This is a genomic window from Flexithrix dorotheae DSM 6795 (assembly GCF_000379765.1).
In the GTDB taxonomy this organism is placed as follows: Bacteria; Bacteroidota; Bacteroidia; order Cytophagales; family Flammeovirgaceae; genus Flexithrix; species Flexithrix dorotheae.
Genome location: NZ_KB903498.1, coordinates 281,375 through 302,333 on the forward strand (window position 1 = coordinate 281,375; position 20,959 = coordinate 302,333).

Consider the following 20,959-nt stretch of genomic DNA (forward strand, 5'->3'; position numbering starts at 1 on the left):
AAGATTAATCATTAACTTTAATATTCTAATATTTGTAACTAGTAGTGCCCTATATTTTTAGGGCACTATTTGTTTTATTGGAATTAACCTTAATTAAAAAACATAATGAATAAAGTTTGGAAAAACCTGGTTTGGATGATTATATCATCAGTTTTACTTTTTTCTTGTCAGGAAAAGAAAGAAGTAATGGTAACCGAGAGTCCTAAAAATGTTTCCTTGGTAGATTATGTAAATCCACTTATGGGTACTGATTCCAAACATAGCCTCTCTAATGGAAATACCTATCCGGCCATTGCCACCCCATGGGGTATGAATTTCTGGACACCTATGACTTCCAAAATGGGAGATGGCTGGACTTATAAATACAATGAAAATAAGATCCGGGGAATTAAACAAACTCACCAGCCCAGCCCATGGATAAATGATTATGCTGCATTTTCCTTAATGCCTCTCACAGGAAAACTTAAATTTCAGGAAGATGAAAGAGCATCCTGGTTTTCCCACAAAGCCGAAACGGTTAAACCCTATCATTATAAAGTTTATTTAGCCGATTATGATGTGGTTGCAGAATTGGCGCCCACAGAAAGAGCCGCTCATTTCAAATTCACCTTCCCCAGTACTGATTCTTCCTATATTCTTTTAGATGGATTTTTTAAGGGTTCTATGGTGAAAATCATTCCTGAAGAAAGAAAGATTATTGGCTACTGCAAAAATAACAGTGGTGGAGTTCCTGAAAATTTCCACAATTATTTCGTAGCAGAATTCGACAAAGACTTTGAGCTTACCCACACCTGGACAGATAACTGGAAATTGCAACCCAATTCTCTTACCAGCGAAGGTGAACACGTTGGGGCTATTATTGGTTTTAAAACCCAAAAAGGTGAGGAAGTAAATGTAAAAGTGGCCTCTTCATTCATCAGCCCGGAACAGGCTCAGCTCAATTTAGACCGGGAAATCGGAGGTGATTCTTTTCTTGAAACCCGAAAAAAGGCAAAGTATGAATGGGAAAAAGAACTTGGAAGAATTCGAATAGAGGATTCAAATATTGACCATATTAAAACCTTTTATTCTTGTTTGTACAGAGTACTATTATTTCCAAGAAAGTTCTATGAACTAGATAAAGATGGTGAAATTGTCCATTACAGCCCATACAATGGAAAAGTACTCCCCGGATATATGTTCACGGACAATGGATTTTGGGATACCTTCCGAGCAGTTTTCCCATTTTTTAATTTAATGTACAGAGATTTAAACGGACAGATTATGGAAGGTCTGGCCAATACCTATAAAGAATCGGGCTGGTTACCTGAGTGGGCAAGTCCCGGGCATAGGGATTGTATGATTGGATCTAACTCTGCGTCCATTATTGCCGATGCTTATCTGAAAGGAGTAATTAATACTGAGGTTGAAACGCTTTTTGAAGCTGTATTGAAAAACGCTACTGTAGAAGAAAACCGGCCGGTAAAATCGGTAGGTAGAGAAGGGCTAACCTACTACAACAAACAAGGATTTGTGCCTTATAACGTGGGTATAAATGAAAACACTGCCAGAACATTAGAATATGCTTATGCAGATTTTACAATTGCTAAAATGGCTGATAAATTGGGTAAAAAGGATTTAGCCGAAAAATTCTACAAACAATCATTAAATTACAAAAACGTGTTCGATCCGTCTACTAACCTGATGAGGGGGAAAAATGAGGATGGTAATTTCCAATCTCCCTTTAATCCTTTAAAGTGGGGAGATGCTTTCACTGAGGGAAATAGCCTTCATTATACCTGGTCTGTTTTTCATGATATCCATGGACTCATTGATATGATGGGCGGAAATGAAAAGTTTATAGCCCAACTGGACAATGTTTTTGAAATGCCACCTGAGTATGATGATTCCTACTATGGATTTACCATCCATGAAATTAGGGAAATGCAAATTGTGAATATGGGTAATTATGCACATGGAAATCAACCCATCCAGCATATGATTTATTTGTATAATTATGCAGGTGTACCTTACAAAACTCAGGAGAGAATCAGAGAAGTATTGGTCAACTTATATTCGGCTACTCCCGATGGTTATTGTGGAGATGAAGACAATGGACAAACTTCTGCCTGGTATGTGTTTAGCTCATTGGGATTTTATCCGGTTACTCCTGGAACAGACCAATATATAATTGGAAGTCCATTATTTGATAAAGCCACTTTAACCCTGGAAAGTGGCAAAACATTTACCATATCTTCAGAAAATAATTCAGACAAAAATTATTATATCCAGGCTGCTCAATTGAATGGTGAAAACTACTCAAACAATTTTTTAAATTATGAGGATATTTTGGAGGGAGGAAAATTGCACTTCAAATTGGACGGAATACCAAATGAGAAATGGGGTAGTCAGCCAGAAAACCTCCCCTATTCTTTGAGTAAGGAATAAGTAATTTGACTTAGTTGGAGGGGTTATTTTTAATTTCCTTCAGGAAGAAGTTCAATAACCTGCTCCAGTTCTTTTGTTAGATTTATATAATTGGGGGCAGCAAGGAAATACCGACCTCCTTTGGTGCTGGCCTGTGCTGTTTCCCATCTAAATCCATACTTATCTCCCAGTCTTTCCCAAAATTCAAAAAGAATACTATTAGGTATACTTCCTAAATTATTGCCTTCAGAGAGATCTGCAATCTCCTGATATTCAGTATATGTCATTTGATATTCATTCAGTTCCATTTCGGTTCTTTTATCTTCTATGTTTACAGCCATTTTATTGCGGAAAAATTCGGTAATTTGGTTTGTATAAATATTGTAGGTAAAATAACAAAAAATGATTGATTTCTGGTAGTGAACTCAATTAACTTTTTATTAAGGACCTTTTTTTCCTTTAAAACTTTTTCCACCGAAGGTGGAATATTGAAATCTAAATGGCGAATTTTCGCCTTTAATGAAAAAAATTCCATTTAAGATCACTTTTTTATTGGAAAAATGCTTTTTTTTTCCAAAATTAAACAACAGGATATTAATCACTTTATGACTTATTCGAACTCTGGTATTATTAAAGAAACACAACCCCCATTAACTGAGCGGTTCGATGAATTGTGGAAGGAACTGATCAATGGCAATAAAGATGCATTTATGCAAATTTATTCGAACCACTATCCTATCCTGTTTAGCTACGGCCTTAAGTTGAGCGGTGATAGAGAGTTAACAAGAGATTGCATTCAGGAAGTGTTCATCGAAATCTGGACAAGAAGGGAAAAATTGCGTGAGGTTTGGTCTGTAAAATCCTACCTTTTAACAATATTCAGGCGTACAATTTTAAAAAAGCTGGAAGTAGAACACAAAAAAGTCGGAATAGATCCTGATTCAAATCCGGTAGGTCAAATTGAGTTTTCTCATGAGGATTTCCTCATCAAAAAACAAGGTGCAGACGAATGGAAAAAAAAGCTTTTGTTTGCCCTTGGTAAATTACCCCAAAGACAAAAAGAAATAATCTATTTGCGATTTTTCGATAACCTGGATTATCAGGAAATTTCTGAAATTACCACCCTGAATTATCAGGTCGTCAGGAATCAGGTTTATAAGGCTATGCTAAAATTGAAAAAAATAATGCATCTGATTCTCCTACCCCTTTTATTTATGGTTTAAGAAGGAAAATTTTAAAATCTTCACTTTTTTAAAAAAAAAATAAAATCAGAAGGTTACAAAACAAAAAATCCCCCCACTATTAGTTACAACCAGATTAAAAGGCATTTTTTAGGCCTACCAACTTTCAATAATACTTTAATCCATTATTACTAAACAACCCCATTTTTTTGAGGTTGAAATAATCATTTATTCTATTAATGAATTACTCAAACTTCAATATAGAGGATTTTTTAGCTGATGAAGGCTTTCAAAATTTCATTTTACACCCAAAGGATAAACACGATCATCTTTGGACTAACTTTTTAAAGGAATACCCCGAAAAAAGAGCGGAATTTATGGAAGCAGCCAAGCTACTGAAACATTTGGAAATAGAACCACGAAAGCCTATTCCCGAAGAGTTTGAAATGGATATACAGGAAATTTCCGCTTACCTCAACCAACCAAATATAACCACCAAAAGAAATAATGTGGTTCAGCTATTTCCCTACTGGAGGAAAATTGCAGCAGCTTTCTTATTCATGGCTTTTAGCGCGACACTTTATTTTTATGTACTCCCAAAAGTATTAGAAAAGCCTGTTGCAGAAGCCCCTTCCATTGAAACCATTGAGCGGGAAACTCCTAAAGGTACCAAATTAATCCTGACCCTAAAGGATGGTACAAGAGTAAAATTAAATGCAGAAAGCAAACTGAGTTTTCCAGAATCCTTCTCAGATGAATTCAGAGAAGTTACTTTGGTAGGAGAAGCTTTTTTTGAAGTGGCCAAAGATTCAACCAAACCCTTTGTAATTAAATCTGGAAATTTGACAACTACAGTTTTAGGTACTGCATTCAATATAAAAGCCTATCCTGGTGAGGAGGATATAAAAGTAGCCGTAGAGGAAGGGAAAGTAAAAGTAGAAACTGCCAAAAAACAAACTAATATGCTGGTGGCCAATGAAATGGTAACTTTCAATAAAATGGCAGGAGGTATTCAGAAAAGCCACTTTAACCCTGCAGAAATCCTTTGTTGGAAAGAAAACACAATCTGTTTTAAAGATGCTTCTTTTGATGAAATAAAAACTACTCTGGAAAGATGGTATGGAGTAGATTTTATCATGAAGGAAGGATTGGAAATAAAGGAAGAGTTTAACGGAACCTTTGTTAATAAAAGCCTGGAAGAGGTGCTAATCGGTCTTAATTATACATCAAATTTTAAATATGACATAAACGGAAAATCTGTATTTATTCGATAAAAATCGAGTTGGGAAGAGCCCAGCTTCTGTTATTTCGCGACCCTTAACAGGAACAGCATCTTACCCACAAAAATGAATTTCAACAATTGTTCAATATCTTATTTAGACTACCAACTTTTTAAATTTTAAATATAAAAAAATGAATATGAAAATTGATTCGGGATAAGAAAAAGGCCAGTAGTCCCGCAAAGAAAAACTGGCCAATAAGGTTTTTTCCACACTACAAAAATGCGACCCTTTATAGTTCGGAAAAAAACCAAGTTTTTAACTATTTTTCATTAAAAACCATCTAAAAATATGAAATTGAAATTACTAAGACAAATTTATATTATGTCTAAATACACAGTACTCGGCATTGTGTTACAGGCTATTTTGGCAACTATGCTTGTGGCCAAGAATGGAAATGCACAACACAAAAGCCTGGAGGAGATATATGTCACTATCGACTTTGAAAATGAACGTCTCGAAGATGCTTTGATGGCTCTTGAAGAGAAGACAAAATTTAGCTTTGTTTTCAATGGAGTTACTCTCGATAAAAATCAAATTATTTCTGCCGAAGCTCAAAATGCTTCACTCGCTTCACTTTTAAGACATTTGTCTAAAGATGCCAAATTGAGGTTTAAAAGGGTGAACGAAAATATTTTCGTAAGCCGTAAAAATTACCTCCAACCCGCTGTCACAGAGATCATTGAAAATTTTGACCCTACCCAAACAGTAATTACAGGTAAGGTTACCTCTGCTGATGACGGTGAAGTACTTCCCGGTGTGAGTATCCTCATAAAAGGAACCACTACAGGTACCACTACAGATTTTGATGGTAATTACAAATTAAGTGTTCCGGAAACAGGAATTTTGGAATTCAGCTACATTGGTTTTAAAACTCAGGAAGTTGCTATAGGAAGTCAGTCAGTAATTAATGTAAAACTGGAAACTGACCTGGAACAACTTGAAGAAGTAGTAGTAGTAGGTTATGGTACTCAGGAAAAAGCCAACCTTACAGGTGCTGTAGGTGTAGCAGATGGTGAGGTATTAGCCAACAGACCTATTGTGAATGTGGGTGAAGGTCTGAAAGGTGTAATTCCAAACCTGAATGTAAACATTAGAAATGGTGACCCTGCTGAACCTATCGAATTTAATATCAGGGGATTTGAATCCATCAATGGTGGCCAGCCTCTTGTATTAGTAGACGGAGTTCCGATGGATTTGAATAAAATTAACCCAAATGACATTGAGTCAATCAGTGTTTTAAAGGATGCCGCTGCCTCAGCCGTATATGGAGCCAGGGCTGCTTTTGGAGTAGTACTGGTGACTACCAAAAAAGGACAGGGTGAAAAAATTAATGTTTCCTTTGGTGCTGAATTTGGGATGGCCAAGCCAATTCTATTTATCGATCCTATTACCGATCCATACCAATTTGTATTGGCCAGAAACCAGGCCAATGAAAGAACAAATGGAGCGCCTGCCTATGATCAGGATTATATTGACGGAACAAGAAGATACAGTGAAAACCCTACTTTAGAAAATGCCTGGGGTGTTTTCAATGGCCAGTTAAGACATTATGGCTATAATAATTATGTGAACGAGCTAATCACAGATTTTGCTCCTCAGCAAAAATACAATGTGAGTGTTTCTGGAGCTTCTGACAAATCTTCTCTCTATGCTTCATTTGGCTATCTGAATAAAGATGGATACTTAAAAAATAAGGAAAAAAATGAAAACTTTAAGCGGTACAACATTCTTTTAAAAGGTGATTTTAAAGTTAATAATTGGATGAGTCTGGATAGTAGGGCATTGGTGACCATAGAAAAAAGTGATAAACCTCATTTCTATCACTGGGATGTAAACATCAATACTTCTGCCAGACAAGATCCACTGGATCCTATCCAATTCCCTGATTTGGATTACTACCTGACTCCGGGAGATAAAGAGGATTTTGCACAATATCAGGGCATGTACTTTGGAGGGACCAACTTTTTTCCTTATCTGGAAGATGGTGGCAGACAAACCTGGACCAGAAATGACATTGTACTCACACAAGGAGCCACCTTAACTCCGATTAAAGGATTGAACATCAGAGGTGAATTTTCTGCCAATTATAGGTACAGAGATTTCCAGGATGTACAAAGTAAGGTTGAGGTCATTTCAAATCGTGATTTAGAAGGGGGTTTAATAATTGACAATGGATTTAGTGGAAATGACTGGATCAATAATGTAAGTAATAATGATCAGTATTATGTAATTAATACTTATGCTGATTATACTATCGATACAGAAAGTGGTCATTATGTTAAAGCCATGGTGGGTTTTAACCAGGAATGGGGTCGTTTTCAATATATTCGGGCACGAGCCTATAGCTTAATTACACCACAAATTACTGACCTTAATGCCACTGTTGGAAATCAGGAAACTTATGGTGGAAAAGAGCATACTTCACTTAGAGGTGCTTTCTATAGAGTCAACTATATATTCAAAGACAAATACCTCCTCGAACTTAATGGTAGGTACGATGGAACATCAAGATTCCCTAAAGAAGACAGGTTTGGCTTTTTCCCATCATTTTCTGTGGGTTGGAGAATATCCAACGAAGCATTCATGAGCAATACTTCAGGTTGGCTGGACAATTTGAAACTAAGGGCTTCTTACGGTACTTTAGGAAATCAGTTATTGTTTGAACCAAACGGAACAACTCCAATTTACTACCCATATATTCCAACAATGGGTTCAGGAACTTCGCCTTACATGATGTCAAGTGGATCAAGAACACCATATGTTTCAGCCGCAGGATTGGTAAGTCCAACCCTAACCTGGGAAACTGTTATTTCTAAAAATATTGGAGTAGATATTTCAGTGCTCAATAACAGACTTGACTTTTCATTTGACTGGTATACCAGAGATACAAAAGACATGTTGACCGATGTGGAATTTCCTTCAATTCTTGGAACAGCCGCACCTAAACAAAATGCTGCAGACTTACAGACCAAAGGATGGGAAATTGCGGCTACCTGGAAAACAAGGATTAATAGCGACTGGAATTACAACATCACCCTCGCTTTAGCGGATAATTTATCCAAAATTACTAAGTATGATAACCCGACTGGTGCATTAAGCGAATACTATGTTGGACAAGTGGTGGCTGACGAAGGAGGAGAAAGATGGGGATATGAAACCGTAGGAATTTTCCAAACAGAAGCTGAAGTTGCAGAATGGGCGGATCAATCTCAACTTGGCGCAAACTGGAGACCAGGTGATATCAAATATGCCGATTTAAACGGTGATGGTAAAATAAACGCAGGTGACAATACACTGGAAAACCCAGGTGATCAAAAGATTATCGCCTATGAAAACCCAAGGTATAGTTACGGTCTTACAGGTAATGTAGGATGGAAAGGATTGACACTTAATTTATTCTTCCAGGGAGTATTAAAATATGATTACTGGCCACCAAATGGCAACTGGGTTGCATTCTATCCATTTAATGCAGGTCATGTAGAGAATTATTACCTAACCGATACCTGGAGTGAATCTAATCCTAATGCCTATTTTGCAGCACCACATATTTCAACTAACACCAAGCAGAATATCCATCCTCAAACAAGATATGTGCAAAATGCTGCCTATATCCGGTTAAGAAACCTGACATTGGCTTATAATCTACCGGCAAAAATGACCGAAAAAATTGGATTGGGAACTGCACAAATCTATTTTTCAGGAATGAACATGTGGGAATATACCAAAATGAGAAAGCCGCTTGATCCGGAAGTAAGACCTACGCTTACTCAGGAGTATTACAAGCAAAGAATTTATTCTTTAGGAGTTCAAGTATCATTTTAGTAAAAACTTAAAGCAAAAACGAAAATGAAAAAATATATATTAAAATTTATCATACTCATCTTTGCAACATTACTTTCTTTCAGTTGCAATAATGAATTCCTTGAAAGATATCCTTTGGATGAAATTAGTAACGATTCTTTCTGGAATACAGAAAACGATTTAAAGGTTTACAACAATAGTTTGTATGATCTCGCCAGAAATGACGATAATGTGCCTATTCTAATGGGATTTGATGATGGTTTTGACAGTCACCGGTATGGAATATGGAATCTTTCAGGTTTCTCAGATGATACTGCGCCTCGTCACTCCAGACATAATAATTATCAAAGGGTGAGAGCTGGAAAACACAATGTTCCCAATAATCCATTTTGGTATGGATACAAGGGCTGGAATTTTGTAAGAGCCATCAATGTGGGAATGGATAATTACGACAGAGCAACTGTTTCTGAGGAAGTGAGGAATCAATATGTGGGTGAAGCACGCTTATTCAGAGGATGGTTTTATGCGGATAAGGTTTCAAAATTTGGAAACGTACAATGGGTGGATACTGAATTAAACATTGATGATGATGAAGTTTTATACGGGGAAAGAGATGAGAGAGAATTTGTGATGGGCAAAGTACTGGAGGACTTAAATTTTGCAGTTACCCATATGCCAGATGATTGGGGAGATGGAAACGCTCCTGGCCGATTAAACAGATGGGCTGCACTTTTGGTAAAATCAAGGGTTTGTTTATTTGAAGGTACCTGGAGGAAATACCACGGAGGAACTGATCCGGATATGTGGCTTCAGGAGGCTGCCAGTGCTGCAGAAGAATTAATTGACAATGGTCCTTATTCTTTGTATTCCACTGGTGATCCAAATTTCGATTACAATGCCATTCACAGAATGACAGATCTTTCTGGAAATCCTGAAGTATTATATTGGAGAAGGTATGAATTAGGAATTTTCACAAATCATGCGCAAAGCTATCATAGAGGATATAATGGAGGAGCAACTAAAAGTCTTGTAGAAGATTATTTATGTACTGATGGTTTACCCATTACCTTATCCCCTTTATATAAAGGAGATGCTGTTTATACAGAAATTTTCGAAAACAGAGATCCCAGGTTAAGACAAACAGTTCTTCATCCTGATGATCAGGCGATATACAGGTATGGCAATATCGATGCAGACAAAGCAATGTATCCTAAAATTCAGGGAATGACCACACCAGGTCAGTCAGTTTATACCGGTTATCACATCATAAAAGTGTACGATGTAAATGCTGCCCATGCCACTTATAATACCTCTTCTACTCCTGCAATTATCCTAAGATTTGCTGAGGCCCTCTTAAACTTTGCAGAAGCTAAAGCAGAATTAGGAACCATTTCCCAGGGCGATTTGGATAAAAGTATCAATCTTTTAAGAGCCAGAGTAGGTATGCCAAATATGCCTTTAAACCCTCAAATGGATCCAAAATATGCCAATGATGGTGTTTCCTCTTTAATCGTAGAAATTAGAAGAGAGCGAAGGCTTGAATTATTCATGGAAGGTTTCCGATATGATGACATTAGAAGGTGGAAACAAGGTAAAAAACTAACCCAAAAGGATTATGGAGTACGGTGGGATGAAGCCAGTCGAAATGCTATCGATCCAAATGGAGAAGTTACTGTTCAGTTTTCTGAAGTGGATGGTGTAGAATACCTGGATATTTATAAAGGAACTGATTATGAAACACCAGAGTTTGATGAAGGCAAGCATTATTTGTGGCCAATACCAATTAGCGAAATATCTCAAAATCCTAATTTAGGTCAAAATCCTGGCTGGGAATAAACAGATTATAATTTCATATTTCATTCAAAAGCACCTTACACTTGTGAGGTGCTTTTTTTTGTTGTACATCTCTTTTTAAAACCACTTATGTAAACCCCAAATTTTTTTAAAAGCATAAATTCGCATTAACTCTCAATTTTTCGTAAGTTAGTGTTCTTCTAATCCATTAAACAAAAATATACTTTTAATATGGCTACTTTCAATATTAAGGTCAATGGACAAGCACATCAGATAGATGTAGAACCTGATACGCCATTACTTTGGGTACTTAGAGACCATTTAGATATGGTGGGTACCAAATTCGGTTGTGGAATTGCCCAATGTGGGGCATGTACTGTGCACCTCAATGGAATCGCAGTAAGATCCTGTTCTCTACCCATTAGCAATGTGGGAGAATCAGAAGTTGTAACGATTGAAGGCTTATCTGAAAAAGCTGATCATGCATTGCAAACAGCTTGGTTAGAACACGATGTGCCTCAGTGTGGTTATTGCCAGGCAGGGCAAATTATGAATGCTGCTGCCCTTCTCTCCAGAAATCCAAATCCTTCCGACAAGGAAATAGAAACTGCAATGGATGGCAACCTATGCAGATGTGGAACATATATAAGAATTAAAGCGGCTATCAAAACTGCTGCACAACAGATGAGCTAAATTCCTGCACTATTTGTTTTGAGTATCTATCTCATTATCAAATAATTGTGGCGCAATTAAAAATTCTGCTCAACTCCTTAAAATCTTAACAAAATTGTCATGACTTTAATAAGAACAAAACATAATAGAAGGTCTTTTCTAAAAATATCCTCTGCAGCAGGTGGTGGTATGTTGATAGGCTTTAATTGGTTAGTGGCCTGCCAACCGGCTTCTAAAGAAGTTGCAAACGTTCCCAAAGAATGGTTTGATATTAATGCCTATATAAAAATTGCCGATACTGGTCTGGTAACGATATACTCTCCAAACCCTGAAATAGGTCAAAACGTGAAAACCTCCATGCCTATGCTTGTAGCAGAAGAGCTGGATGTAGATTGGAAAAATGTAGTCGTAGAACAGGGGCACCTGAATACGCAAAAATATTCCCGACAAATTGCCGGAGGAAGTCAGTCCATCCGACATGGCTGGCAAAGTTTGAGAATGGCCGGAGCATCTGCCCGAAGGGTATTGATGGAAGCAGCGGCAAGCCAATGGCAGGTTCCTGTAAGTGAGCTTACCACAGAAAATGGTATAATTTCCCACAAGAATTCCGATAAATCTGTGCATTACGGGGAAGTAGCCACTGCAGCGGCAAGCCTTGAAGTACCAGAAAATATTGAATTAAAAGATCCAAAAGATTTTAAAATCATTGGAAAAGCGACCAAAAATGTGGACGGATCGAAAATAATTACGGGAAAACCTCTTTTCGGCCTGGATTACAAAAAAGAAGGAATGAAAATCGCCATGATCATCCACCCTCCGGCTTTTGGAATGAAAATTAAAGGATTCGATGCCAGTAGTGTAAAATCCATGCCTGGGATTCTGGATGTGTTTAAGGTACAAACAGCCCCTGCAGAAAAGCAATGGTCCGATACCAATGCTTTCCCTGAATTAGTGGCCATAGTTGGGGAAACTACCTGGCAGGTGATGAAAGCCAAAAAAGCACTTGAAGTTGACTGGGAGCTTGAATCAACATTAGAAAGTTCTGAAGGACATAATTTAGCCCTGGATAAGGCCCTTAACAGCCCGGCTGAAAAACCAGCCAGATTGGATGGCGATCCCGATAAAGCCTTTAAAAATGCGGCTAAGGTCATTGAAAAAGTATACAGTGCTCCTTTCCTTCCGCATAATACCATGGAACCCATGAATTTCTTCGCTGATGTTACCGGAGAAAACGCAGAACTGACAGGTCCTATTCAAACCCCGGAAAGCCTAAGGAAAAGTGCCTCTGATCTTCTGGGACTACCTGAAGATAAAATTAATGTGAACATGACCAGGATGGGAGGAGGTTTTGGAAGAAGACTTTATGGCAACTTCGGTTTGGAAGCTGCGGCTATTTCCAAACATGTAAATGCACCCGTAAAGTTAATCTATACCCGAGAAGACGATATGACTCAGGGAACTTACCGACCTGCCTATAAAATAAAATACAGTGCCGCCCTGGATGAAAACAATGAATTAATCGGATTTAAACTAAGGGGAGTTGGCATGAATGAAGGACCTATATTTGCTAACCGATTTCCAGCAGGAACCGTTCCTCATTATTTAGCTGAAAATAAAAGTGTTGATTCTAACATATCTACAGGAGCCTGGAGAGCTCCAAGGTCTAATTTTATTGCAGGCGCGGAACAATCCTTTATAGATGAAGTAGCTGAAGCAGCAGGAAAAGACCCTATAGATTTCAGACTTGAACTATTTGAAAAAGCCATTAAAAACCCTGTAGGAGAAAAGAATGATTATGACCCGGAACGCTATGCAGGAGTTTTAAAACTCATCAAAGAAAAAGCCGGATGGGGTAAGGATATGCCAGGAATCCACCGTGGAGTTTCTGCCTATTATTGCCACAATTCTTATGTTGCTCAGGTAGTTGATATTGCATTAGAAAACGGTCAGCCCAAAGTTAAAAAGATTTGGTGTGCAGTAGACTGTGGAATTGTAGTCAATCCTGAAGGAGCTATTAACCAGATTGAAGGAGGAATGGTAGATGGCATAGGCCATGGAATGTACGGAGGCATTACCTTTAAAGATGGTGTAGCAGATCAGAGTAACTTTAACAAATACAGCCTGATTAGAAATAGCCAGGCTCCTGAGGCCGTAGAAGTCTTTTTCGTAGATAATGGAATTGATCCAACGGGATTAGGAGAGCCATCATTACCTCCGATAATTGCCGCATTGGCCAACTCCATGTATAAGGCCACTGGAAAAAGGCTATACAAGCAACCATTTGCCCAAAAGGATATCGTAGTAGGATAAAATCTCATCGATCATCAATAAAAAAAGACAAGTTCATGGAAAGGACTTGTCTTTTTTCATGCTTAAAAAAGTGGATATGTAATCTTTTTAACTACGGTTGAAAGAATAGTCTTTAAATTTTTTTCCATAGCTTCCTTTTTGCCGACCTGATTTTCTGTTTTATCCTATTTTTCCACCTTTTCTTTGGCTTGGAAATAAATTGCTTCATTTCAGCGAAATCCTGTTCCATTTCCGATTTTTTTACCTGTTGATGAATCAGTATCAAATTTTGAATTAATTGAACTGCCTTCCTAAACTCAACTTTCTTTTCAGGATGCTTTTTTAGAAATCCATCCCAAAATTTATTTTGCTCCTTTTCAGGATGAAGTACAAAATCCTGAAAACTTTCATCAGCTAAAAAATCCTCTGTTTTAAAATTTGAATAGTCCATTTGCAAAGAATTTGTGAAGTGCAGGGACATTAAAGGATGTAACTTAATGATTGCCCTTCAGTTAAAAAAAGGCTGGCATATCAAAATGATTAACAAAGGTTGAATTTACATGCTGCGTTGTCTGTTAATTTGGTGGTAACTTAAACCTTGTTTAAAAATCCTCAAACCTGAGATCTTTTCTTAAAGGTTCAAATTTGGGCCATACCCTAAACTTAAGATCCGGGAATCAACAGGCTGGGCATTCAGGTAATCAAATGCAGGGTTATAATCCCAAAAAATGGTAAAATTGTAAATTAGTCCAAAGATATTTCTGCCAGTTAAATCTGATTGGTGAATTTCAGTTACTTTTTTGAGTAATTTTTCCTCCGGATTTGTGTCAATTGAGTTTTTCATACTCCTCCGATAAAATGGCTGGAAAATTCGTATATAATTTAACCATTTTTTAGTAGGAAATCAATTTTTTTCTTCCATTTCAATTCTCCGTGTATACTTTGTTTAAAATTAACATCCCAATTATCCATGATAGGACAGGACATTTCTTTTAAGCCATGAATTTAACTTTATAGATATCTCTAAATATGGAAATACTATACATCTTATGAAAGTCAATTATTTGTTATTCACGGCCCTTTTCCTGATATCTTTTCAGGGATTTACTCAGAAACTAACTACTTATGATCTCTCGCTTGAGCATAAAATCAACCCACTGGGAATTGATAACCAAAATCCACGGTTCAGTTGGAAAATAAAGGGAAGTGGCAAAAATATCATGCAGACTTCTTACCAGATACAGGTAGCATCTTCAGGTAAGTTTATAAATATCATCTGGGATTCCGGTGAAACTCAATCAGATAAATCTATTCTTGTGGCTTATGAGGGACCCAAACTTAAATCAAAGGCAAAATATTACTGGAGGGTTAAGGTAAAAGATAACCATAAGCATACTTCTTCATGGAGTGAAACAGCCCATTGGCAAATGGGTATGCTTTCTACCTCAGACTGGACAGCCAAATGGATAGAACCCCAACAGGATACCATTCCCAACGGACCTGCCTTATTGCTCAGAAATGAATTCAATCTGGAAAGTGATATTGTAAGTGCTACTGCTTTTGTCACGGCTCATGGATTGTATGAATTATACATCAATGGAAAAAAAGCAGGAGATGAGGTTTTTACTCCGGGTTGGACTGTTTACGAAAAAAGATTGCAATACCAGGTTTTCGATGTTACTGATGCCCTGACTTCAGGACAGAATTGTATAGCTGCAGCATTAGGAGATGGCTGGTTCAGGGGACATTTGGCATGGAAAGATAATTGGGGTGTGTATGGTAAAAAACTTGGCCTGCTTTGCCAGATCGAGGTCACTTTTAGTAATGGCCAAAAAACTACTATCATTACTGATGATAACTGGAAAGGAAGCAGTGAAGGACCAATTACCCTAAACAGTATTTATAACGGGGAGTCTTATGATGCCCGAAAAGAATTAAAAAACTGGTCAAAACCCGGGTTTAATGATCAGTCATGGAAATCGGTAACTGTATCAGATTATGCGCTGGATAATCTCATAGCCACTGAGACAGTTCCGGTAAGGAAAATTCAGGAATTAAAACCTGTTAAAATATGGAAAACACCTAAAGGCACTTTAGTGGCCGATATGGGCCAGAACATGGTTGGCTGGGTAAAATTGAAGACACAAGGTCCTGCCGGGAAAAAAATCACTTTACAATATGCCGAAGTAATGGATAAAAATGGGGAATTCTACACCGATAATTTAAGATCGGCCAGAGCCACTTCCGAGTATATTTTAAAGGGTGAAGGAGAGGAAGTTTATGAGCCAAAATTTACCTTTTTTGGATTTCGGTACGTATCTGTTGAGGGATTTCCCGGTGAGCTATCCCCGGAAGATCTGACGGGAATCGTAATTCATTCGGACATGAAACCAACCGGGAGTTTTGAATGTGACGAGCCACTTATTAATCAACTTCAAAGCAATATTCAATGGGGACAAAAAGGCAATTTTCTGGACATTCCTACCGATTGTCCACAAAGAGATGAACGCCTGGGCTGGACTGGAGATGCACAGGCTTTTGTAAGTACTGCAGCCTACAACATGGATGTGGCAGCATTTTTCACCAAATGGCTGAAAGATCTTTCTGCTGAACAGTATGAAAATGGTTGTGTACCAGTGATCATACCCAATGTGATCAATAGTAAGGAATCAAGTCCGGGATGGGGAGATGCAGCCACCATTGTTCCCTGGACGCTTTTTCAGGTTTATGGTGATAAAAGGTTATTGGCAGAACAATATACTTCAATGAAAGCCTACACCGATTATACCGCCAACAGGGGAGAAGTAAGCTGGAAAGGTTTCGGAGACTGGCTCTATTACAAGCCGGAAATGAACAAACATGGTGAACCCGATGGCCACACCAGCAAGGACTTAATCATCCAGGCCTTTATTGCTTACTCAGCCAGTATTGTGGCGGAAGCGGCTAAAGTATTGGGAAAAACGGAAGATGTGGCTAAATACCAAAAACTTTTCGAGGATACAAAAGCCTCGTTTATTCAAAACTATGTCACGCCTGCAGGAAGAATCAGTTCTGATTCCCAAACCTCTTATGTGCTGGCTTTAATGTTTAATCTTTTACCTGAAAAACTGGTGCCTGAAGCCACCAATCATTTGGTGAAAAACATAAAATCGAGGGGAAATCACTTGTCAACCGGATTTTTAGGAACTCCCTACTTGTGTAAAGTTTTGTCCGATCAGGGGAAAACGGATGTGGCATATGACCTGCTTTTGCAGAAATCCTTCCCTTCCTGGCTTTATCCCGTGACAATGGGTGCCACTACCATTTGGGAAAGATGGGACGGTCAAAAACCTGACAGTACTTTTCAGGATGTGGGTATGAATTCATTTAACCACTATGCCTACGGAGCCATTGGTGACTGGATGTACAAAGTAGTGGCTGGGCTGGACATAGGAGCACCTGGATACAAAAAGGTCCTTATCCAGCCTCAACCTGACAAAAGACTTCAATTTGCCAAGGCCTCTATTGAAAGTGGACATGGCAAGATCAGATCGGAATGGAAATTTGAAAATGAAGATTTACTGATCACGGCTGAAATTCCGGCTAATACCACTGCCCAAATCACGCTTCCTCAAACTACAATTGACAAAGTAGTGGATGTTGAATCCGGAAAGAAAATTTCCGAAGTATATGAGAATATCAAATCAGAAAATACCGCTGTCGTATTGAATGTAGGCTCCGGTATTTACCAATTTAAATGTTTGAAGGAGAATAATTAATTTTTAAGCTCTCATAAATAACACAGGGTTGCGAAAATGCAGCTACGGGTTGGACACATCCTGTAATCCAGTCTCAGCGCTAATCTTTTAGGGATTTTAAAAATTTAATTAGTGAGAAAACACAATTTCCTCCCCCTAACCCGCTCTCCGAGGGTAGGGGAAGGTTTTTTTTAAAATTTTCCATCCCAAAACTATTTGTTCTGAAACCCCGCTAGGACGGAGATGTGTCCAAAGATTCGCACGAAATTGCAGGCCCTGCATTGGCATCATGCCTGGGCAACTTTTTTATCGCACCACAGGTTCAGTTTTGTTCATAGATTTCATCGGCTCTTAGCAGCCAGAATATTCCCAGCAATTACTTTTTGCCAGCCTTTATAAAATTGCTGAATCAAGTTCACTTCTGCTGAAGGATTAAATTCCTGCAGATTTTCCTTAAATTGAGGTAAACTATCAATATCTTTCCATAAACCTGTGCCTAATCCGGCAATTAAAGCGGCTCCCAGCCCGGAAACATCAGCAATGCCAATATTTACCACTTTTGTATTCAATAAATCAGTTAAGAATTGCATGAGGAATTGGTTGGCTGTAATTCCCCCATCTGTTTTTAAAGATCGTAGTTTAATATTACTCTCTGCTTCCATAGCCACAATCACATCTTTAATCTGGTAGGCAATGGATTCCAGAGCAGCTCTTACAAAATGGTTTTGATCTGTCTTAAAAGTAATACCATGAATGGAAGCCTTCCATTCCATTTGCCAATGTGGGGCAGCCAAACCACTAAAGGCAGGGATTAAATATACACCTTCATTATCCGGAATACTGCTCGCCATAGATTCAGTTTGTTCGCTTTCTGCAAATAAATCCAACTGATTCTTCAGCCATTCAATAGTAGCCCCACAACTGACAATTACCCCTTCCAGGGCATAATCAATTCTGCCAGGAGTACTCCAGCAAATGGTGGTCACCATTCCTTTTTCGGATTTCACAGGTTTGTTTCCGGTATTCCACAAAATGGAAGAACCAGTTCCTAATGTAGCCTTTGCTGTTCCCGGAGTGAAACAGCCCTCTCCGAAAGCCGCAGCATGAGAATCGCCAATCATCCCGGTAATCGGTAGAGGTTCAGCAAATAAACCCTCAAAACCTGAAGTACCAAACTCGCCTGAAGAATGCCTGACTTCGGGTAAGTTAACCTTTTCCAGTCCAAATTTTTCCAATAAAAATGAATCCCATTTTAAATCATAGATATTGAAAAAAAGAGTTCTGGAGGCATTGGTAAAATCGGTAAGAAATTTTTTCCCCTGGGTAAGTTTAAAAAGCAGCCAAGTATCCACTGTTCCGAAAAAAGCCTCTCCGGAAGCTATTGCATTTTTTACAGGCTCTACGTTTTCATTGAGCCAGATTAACTTTGTACCGGAAAAATACGGATCAATTTTTAGTCCGGTCCGATTGTTAATTTCCTTTTCCAATCCTTCTGCTGAAAAGCGGTTGCAAACCCCAATTGATCGTTTGCATTGCCAGACTACGGCCGGATAAAGTGGCTTTCCGGTTTTATTCCAAATTACAAAAGTTTCCCGCTGGTTGGAAATTCCACAGGATAAAATTTCTGCTTCCTCTCCCGGATTTTTGTGTTCAAATTCCTCCAGACATGCCTTTACCGCATCCAGTACATTTTGGTAAATCTCTGTAGGGTCCTGCTCCACAAAGCCAGCTTTTGGATAATATGAAGGTAGAGCAACTGTAGCTTTTACCTCCAATATACCATCCTGGTCAAAAAGCAAAGCTTTGGTCCCACTCGTTCCCTGATCTATGGATAAAATATATGATTTGGTCATGGTTTTGGATTTTCAACTAATCAAAAAGATTATCCTTGTTTCCAAGGAGGATATTTGAGAAAGGCGATTGTTTCGCCAATCAGCAGAATAATTTAAAACTTTCCATTATTAAAAGGCTTAAGTAAACACTTCGCTATTTATTTAAGCAAGGTTATTATTTTCCAGCAGCTCATTTCCCACTTCAAAAAGCCCTTCTGCTGAGATTCCATAGTGCTGAAAAATTTCCAATTGTGAACCAGTAACAGTATATTCATCGGGAATACCGACTATTTTGAATGGAACGGAAATTCCTTTTTGCATCAATATGCCAGCACACAATTCTCCTAAACCTCCATTCACAAAATGTTCTTCCACAGTAATTATAGCACTACAACTTTTGGCTGTTTCCAATAAAAGTGCTTCATCGAATGGTTTTATGGAATGCATACTTATCACCCTGCAACTAATGCCTTGCTTCTCCAGTAATTGAGCTGCCTGATAAGCAGGATATACCGTTTCACCAGTGGCGATAAAAGCTATATCTTTTCCCTCCTTAAGCTGAATTCCTTTTCCCAATTCGAATGTAGCATCCTCAGCATGCAAATCGTACATAGCCCTTTTTCCAAAACGAATGAAAACGGGTTCTTCTAATTCTGCGGCCAGCTTTATGGCTTCTCTGGTTTCAAAATTATCAGCCGGAACAATGATATTTAGGTTATTAATTGCTCTTAAAACCGCAAGATCATGTATTGAATGATGAGTGGTGCCCAAAGCTCCGTAGCTCACCCCGGCACTTATCCCGATTAAATTTACTGGATTATTGGAGTAACAAACATCATTTTTGATCTGCTCCAGGGATCTGGCTGTAAGAAAACAGGAAGGGGAAACCGCAAAAACTTTTTTCCCGGTGGAAGCCAGACCTGTGGCCATGCCCACCAGGTTTTGCTCGGCAATACCTACTTCCACAATTTGATTGGGATATTTCTTCCCAAAAGGAACCAGCTTCCCGGATCCTCTGGAATCACTGGTGACTGCAATTATTTTATGATCCTTTTCTGCTAAAGCTTCGAGCGTTTCCGCAAAAGCAACTAAGTTGGGAATACCTAAGTTCATACAATTTCAAGAGTTTTAGTGAGCTTTTCCAATTCTTCCATACATTTTTCAAATTCTTCATCGGAAGGAACTCCATGATGCCATTTCAATACATCTTCCATAAAGGAAATCCCTTTCCCCTTTGTAGTATTGGCAATCACCAGATTCGGTTTTCCCTTTTCATAAGGAGTAGATAAAAATGTCTCTTTTAATTCCTCCAAATGATGACCGTCAACTTCTTTCACTGCCCAGCCAAATGCCTTAAATTTTTCTGCCAGAGGTTCTGTATTACATACGTGTCTGGTACGATCCGTAATCTGTAAAGTATTTCGGTCAACGATTGCAATCAGGTTATCCAGTTTATACTGGGCAGCTATCATGGCGGCTTCCCAGTTGGAGCCTTCTGCCAGTTCCCCATCACCCAGAAGCGTAAAAACTTTATAATCCTTTTTATCCATCTTTCCCGCTAATGCCACCCCTGCACTAATGGACAAACCATGACCCAAAGCTCCAGTGTTTTGCTCTACGCCATTTACTTTTCGGGTTGGGTGGCCAACATAATGGGATTGATACTGGCACAATGTTTCCAAATCGGATTCGGGGAAAAACCCTTGATCAGCCAATACCACAAAAAGTGCTTCTACAGAATGTCCTTTACTTTGGATGTACCGATCACGGTCTGGATGATGAAAATTGTCCGGAGAAACGTTCATCACTTCATTGTACAGGACATTTAATATATCAATACAGGAAAGACTTCCTCCGGTATGTCCCGCATTGGCTTTTTTGATATAGGTCAGAATTTTCTTCCTATACTCCACTGATTTCTTTTGAATAGCTAAACTGTTCATATTTCAGTAAAATTTAAATCT

The 20,959-nt window shown here is 38.4% G+C and carries 14 protein-coding genes; 8 read left to right on the forward strand and 6 right to left on the reverse strand.

Annotated features, from left to right (window positions below):
* The first annotated feature begins 105 nt into the window (after nucleotides 1–105).
* Complete coding sequence (locus A3EM_RS0136945; protein ID WP_020533287.1) at nucleotides 106–2,427, forward strand: GH92 family glycosyl hydrolase; 2,322 nt, start codon at nucleotides 106–108, stop codon at nucleotides 2,425–2,427.
* Nucleotides 2,428–2,456: 29 nt separating this feature from the next.
* Here A3EM_RS0136945 and A3EM_RS0136950 read toward each other — a convergent pair whose 3' ends face one another.
* Nucleotides 2,457–2,747: a hypothetical protein gene (locus A3EM_RS0136950; RefSeq protein WP_020533288.1), complete on the reverse strand. Its 291-nt coding sequence runs from the start codon at nucleotides 2,745–2,747 to the stop codon at nucleotides 2,457–2,459.
* Between the two features lie 219 nt (nucleotides 2,748–2,966).
* Between A3EM_RS0136950 and A3EM_RS44835 the strand changes: the two genes are divergently transcribed.
* From A3EM_RS44835 to A3EM_RS0136990, 6 genes are all read left to right on the forward strand, one after another.
* Nucleotides 2,967–3,629: an RNA polymerase sigma factor gene (locus A3EM_RS44835; protein WP_020533290.1), complete on the forward strand. Its 663-nt coding sequence runs from the start codon at nucleotides 2,967–2,969 to the stop codon at nucleotides 3,627–3,629.
* 197 nt (nucleotides 3,630–3,826) lie between these two features.
* Complete coding sequence (locus A3EM_RS46690; protein ID WP_020533291.1) at nucleotides 3,827–4,861, forward strand: FecR family protein; 1,035 nt, start codon at nucleotides 3,827–3,829, stop codon at nucleotides 4,859–4,861.
* Between the two features lie 297 nt (nucleotides 4,862–5,158).
* A complete protein-coding gene (locus A3EM_RS0136975) occupies nucleotides 5,159–8,692 on the forward strand; it encodes a SusC/RagA family TonB-linked outer membrane protein (protein ID WP_020533293.1) in 3,534 nt (1,177 codons plus the stop codon).
* A 24-nt stretch (nucleotides 8,693–8,716) separates the two neighbouring features.
* Nucleotides 8,717–10,507, forward strand: a complete 1,791-nt coding sequence (locus A3EM_RS0136980; RefSeq protein ID WP_020533294.1) for a RagB/SusD family nutrient uptake outer membrane protein — start codon at nucleotides 8,717–8,719, stop codon at nucleotides 10,505–10,507.
* 189 nt (nucleotides 10,508–10,696) lie between these two features.
* Nucleotides 10,697–11,158, forward strand: a complete 462-nt coding sequence (locus A3EM_RS0136985) for a (2Fe-2S)-binding protein (RefSeq protein ID WP_020533295.1) — start codon at nucleotides 10,697–10,699, stop codon at nucleotides 11,156–11,158.
* A 99-nt stretch (nucleotides 11,159–11,257) separates the two neighbouring features.
* Nucleotides 11,258–13,447 carry a xanthine dehydrogenase family protein molybdopterin-binding subunit gene (locus tag A3EM_RS0136990; protein WP_026210820.1) on the forward strand — a complete coding sequence of 730 codons (2,190 nt, stop codon included), beginning with the start codon at nucleotides 11,258–11,260 and terminating at the stop codon, nucleotides 13,445–13,447.
* A gap of 112 nt (nucleotides 13,448–13,559) precedes the next feature.
* On the opposite strand, the gene A3EM_RS0136995 is transcribed toward A3EM_RS0136990, so the two are convergent.
* Together A3EM_RS0136995 and A3EM_RS0137000 are read right to left on the reverse strand one after the other, a co-directional pair.
* Nucleotides 13,560–13,877: a hypothetical protein gene (locus tag A3EM_RS0136995; protein WP_157638268.1), complete on the reverse strand. Its 318-nt coding sequence runs from the start codon at nucleotides 13,875–13,877 to the stop codon at nucleotides 13,560–13,562.
* A 180-nt stretch (nucleotides 13,878–14,057) separates the two neighbouring features.
* Nucleotides 14,058–14,270 (reverse strand): hypothetical protein, encoded by a 213-nt coding sequence (locus A3EM_RS0137000; protein ID WP_020533298.1) that lies wholly within the window; start codon nucleotides 14,268–14,270, stop codon nucleotides 14,058–14,060.
* A 205-nt stretch (nucleotides 14,271–14,475) separates the two neighbouring features.
* Here A3EM_RS0137000 and A3EM_RS0137010 point away from each other — a divergent pair, with 205 nt between their 5' ends.
* Entirely contained in the window at nucleotides 14,476–17,184 is a 2,709-nt protein-coding gene (locus tag A3EM_RS0137010) for an alpha-L-rhamnosidase (protein WP_020533299.1), read from the forward strand.
* A 320-nt stretch (nucleotides 17,185–17,504) separates the two neighbouring features.
* Here A3EM_RS0137010 and A3EM_RS0137015 read toward each other — a convergent pair whose 3' ends face one another.
* From A3EM_RS0137015 to A3EM_RS0137025, 3 genes are all read right to left on the reverse strand, one after another.
* Nucleotides 17,505–19,016 (reverse strand): FGGY family carbohydrate kinase, encoded by a 1,512-nt coding sequence (locus tag A3EM_RS0137015; protein WP_020533300.1) that lies wholly within the window; start codon nucleotides 19,014–19,016, stop codon nucleotides 17,505–17,507.
* Between the two features lie 141 nt (nucleotides 19,017–19,157).
* Nucleotides 19,158–20,108: a transketolase family protein gene (locus A3EM_RS0137020; RefSeq protein WP_020533301.1), complete on the reverse strand. Its 951-nt coding sequence runs from the start codon at nucleotides 20,106–20,108 to the stop codon at nucleotides 19,158–19,160.
* Nucleotides 20,105–20,938, reverse strand: a complete 834-nt coding sequence (locus A3EM_RS0137025; protein ID WP_020533302.1) for a transketolase — start codon at nucleotides 20,936–20,938, stop codon at nucleotides 20,105–20,107. Before A3EM_RS0137025 ends, A3EM_RS0137020 begins: the two co-directional genes overlap by 4 nt.
* Nucleotides 20,939–20,959 lie beyond the last annotated feature (21 nt).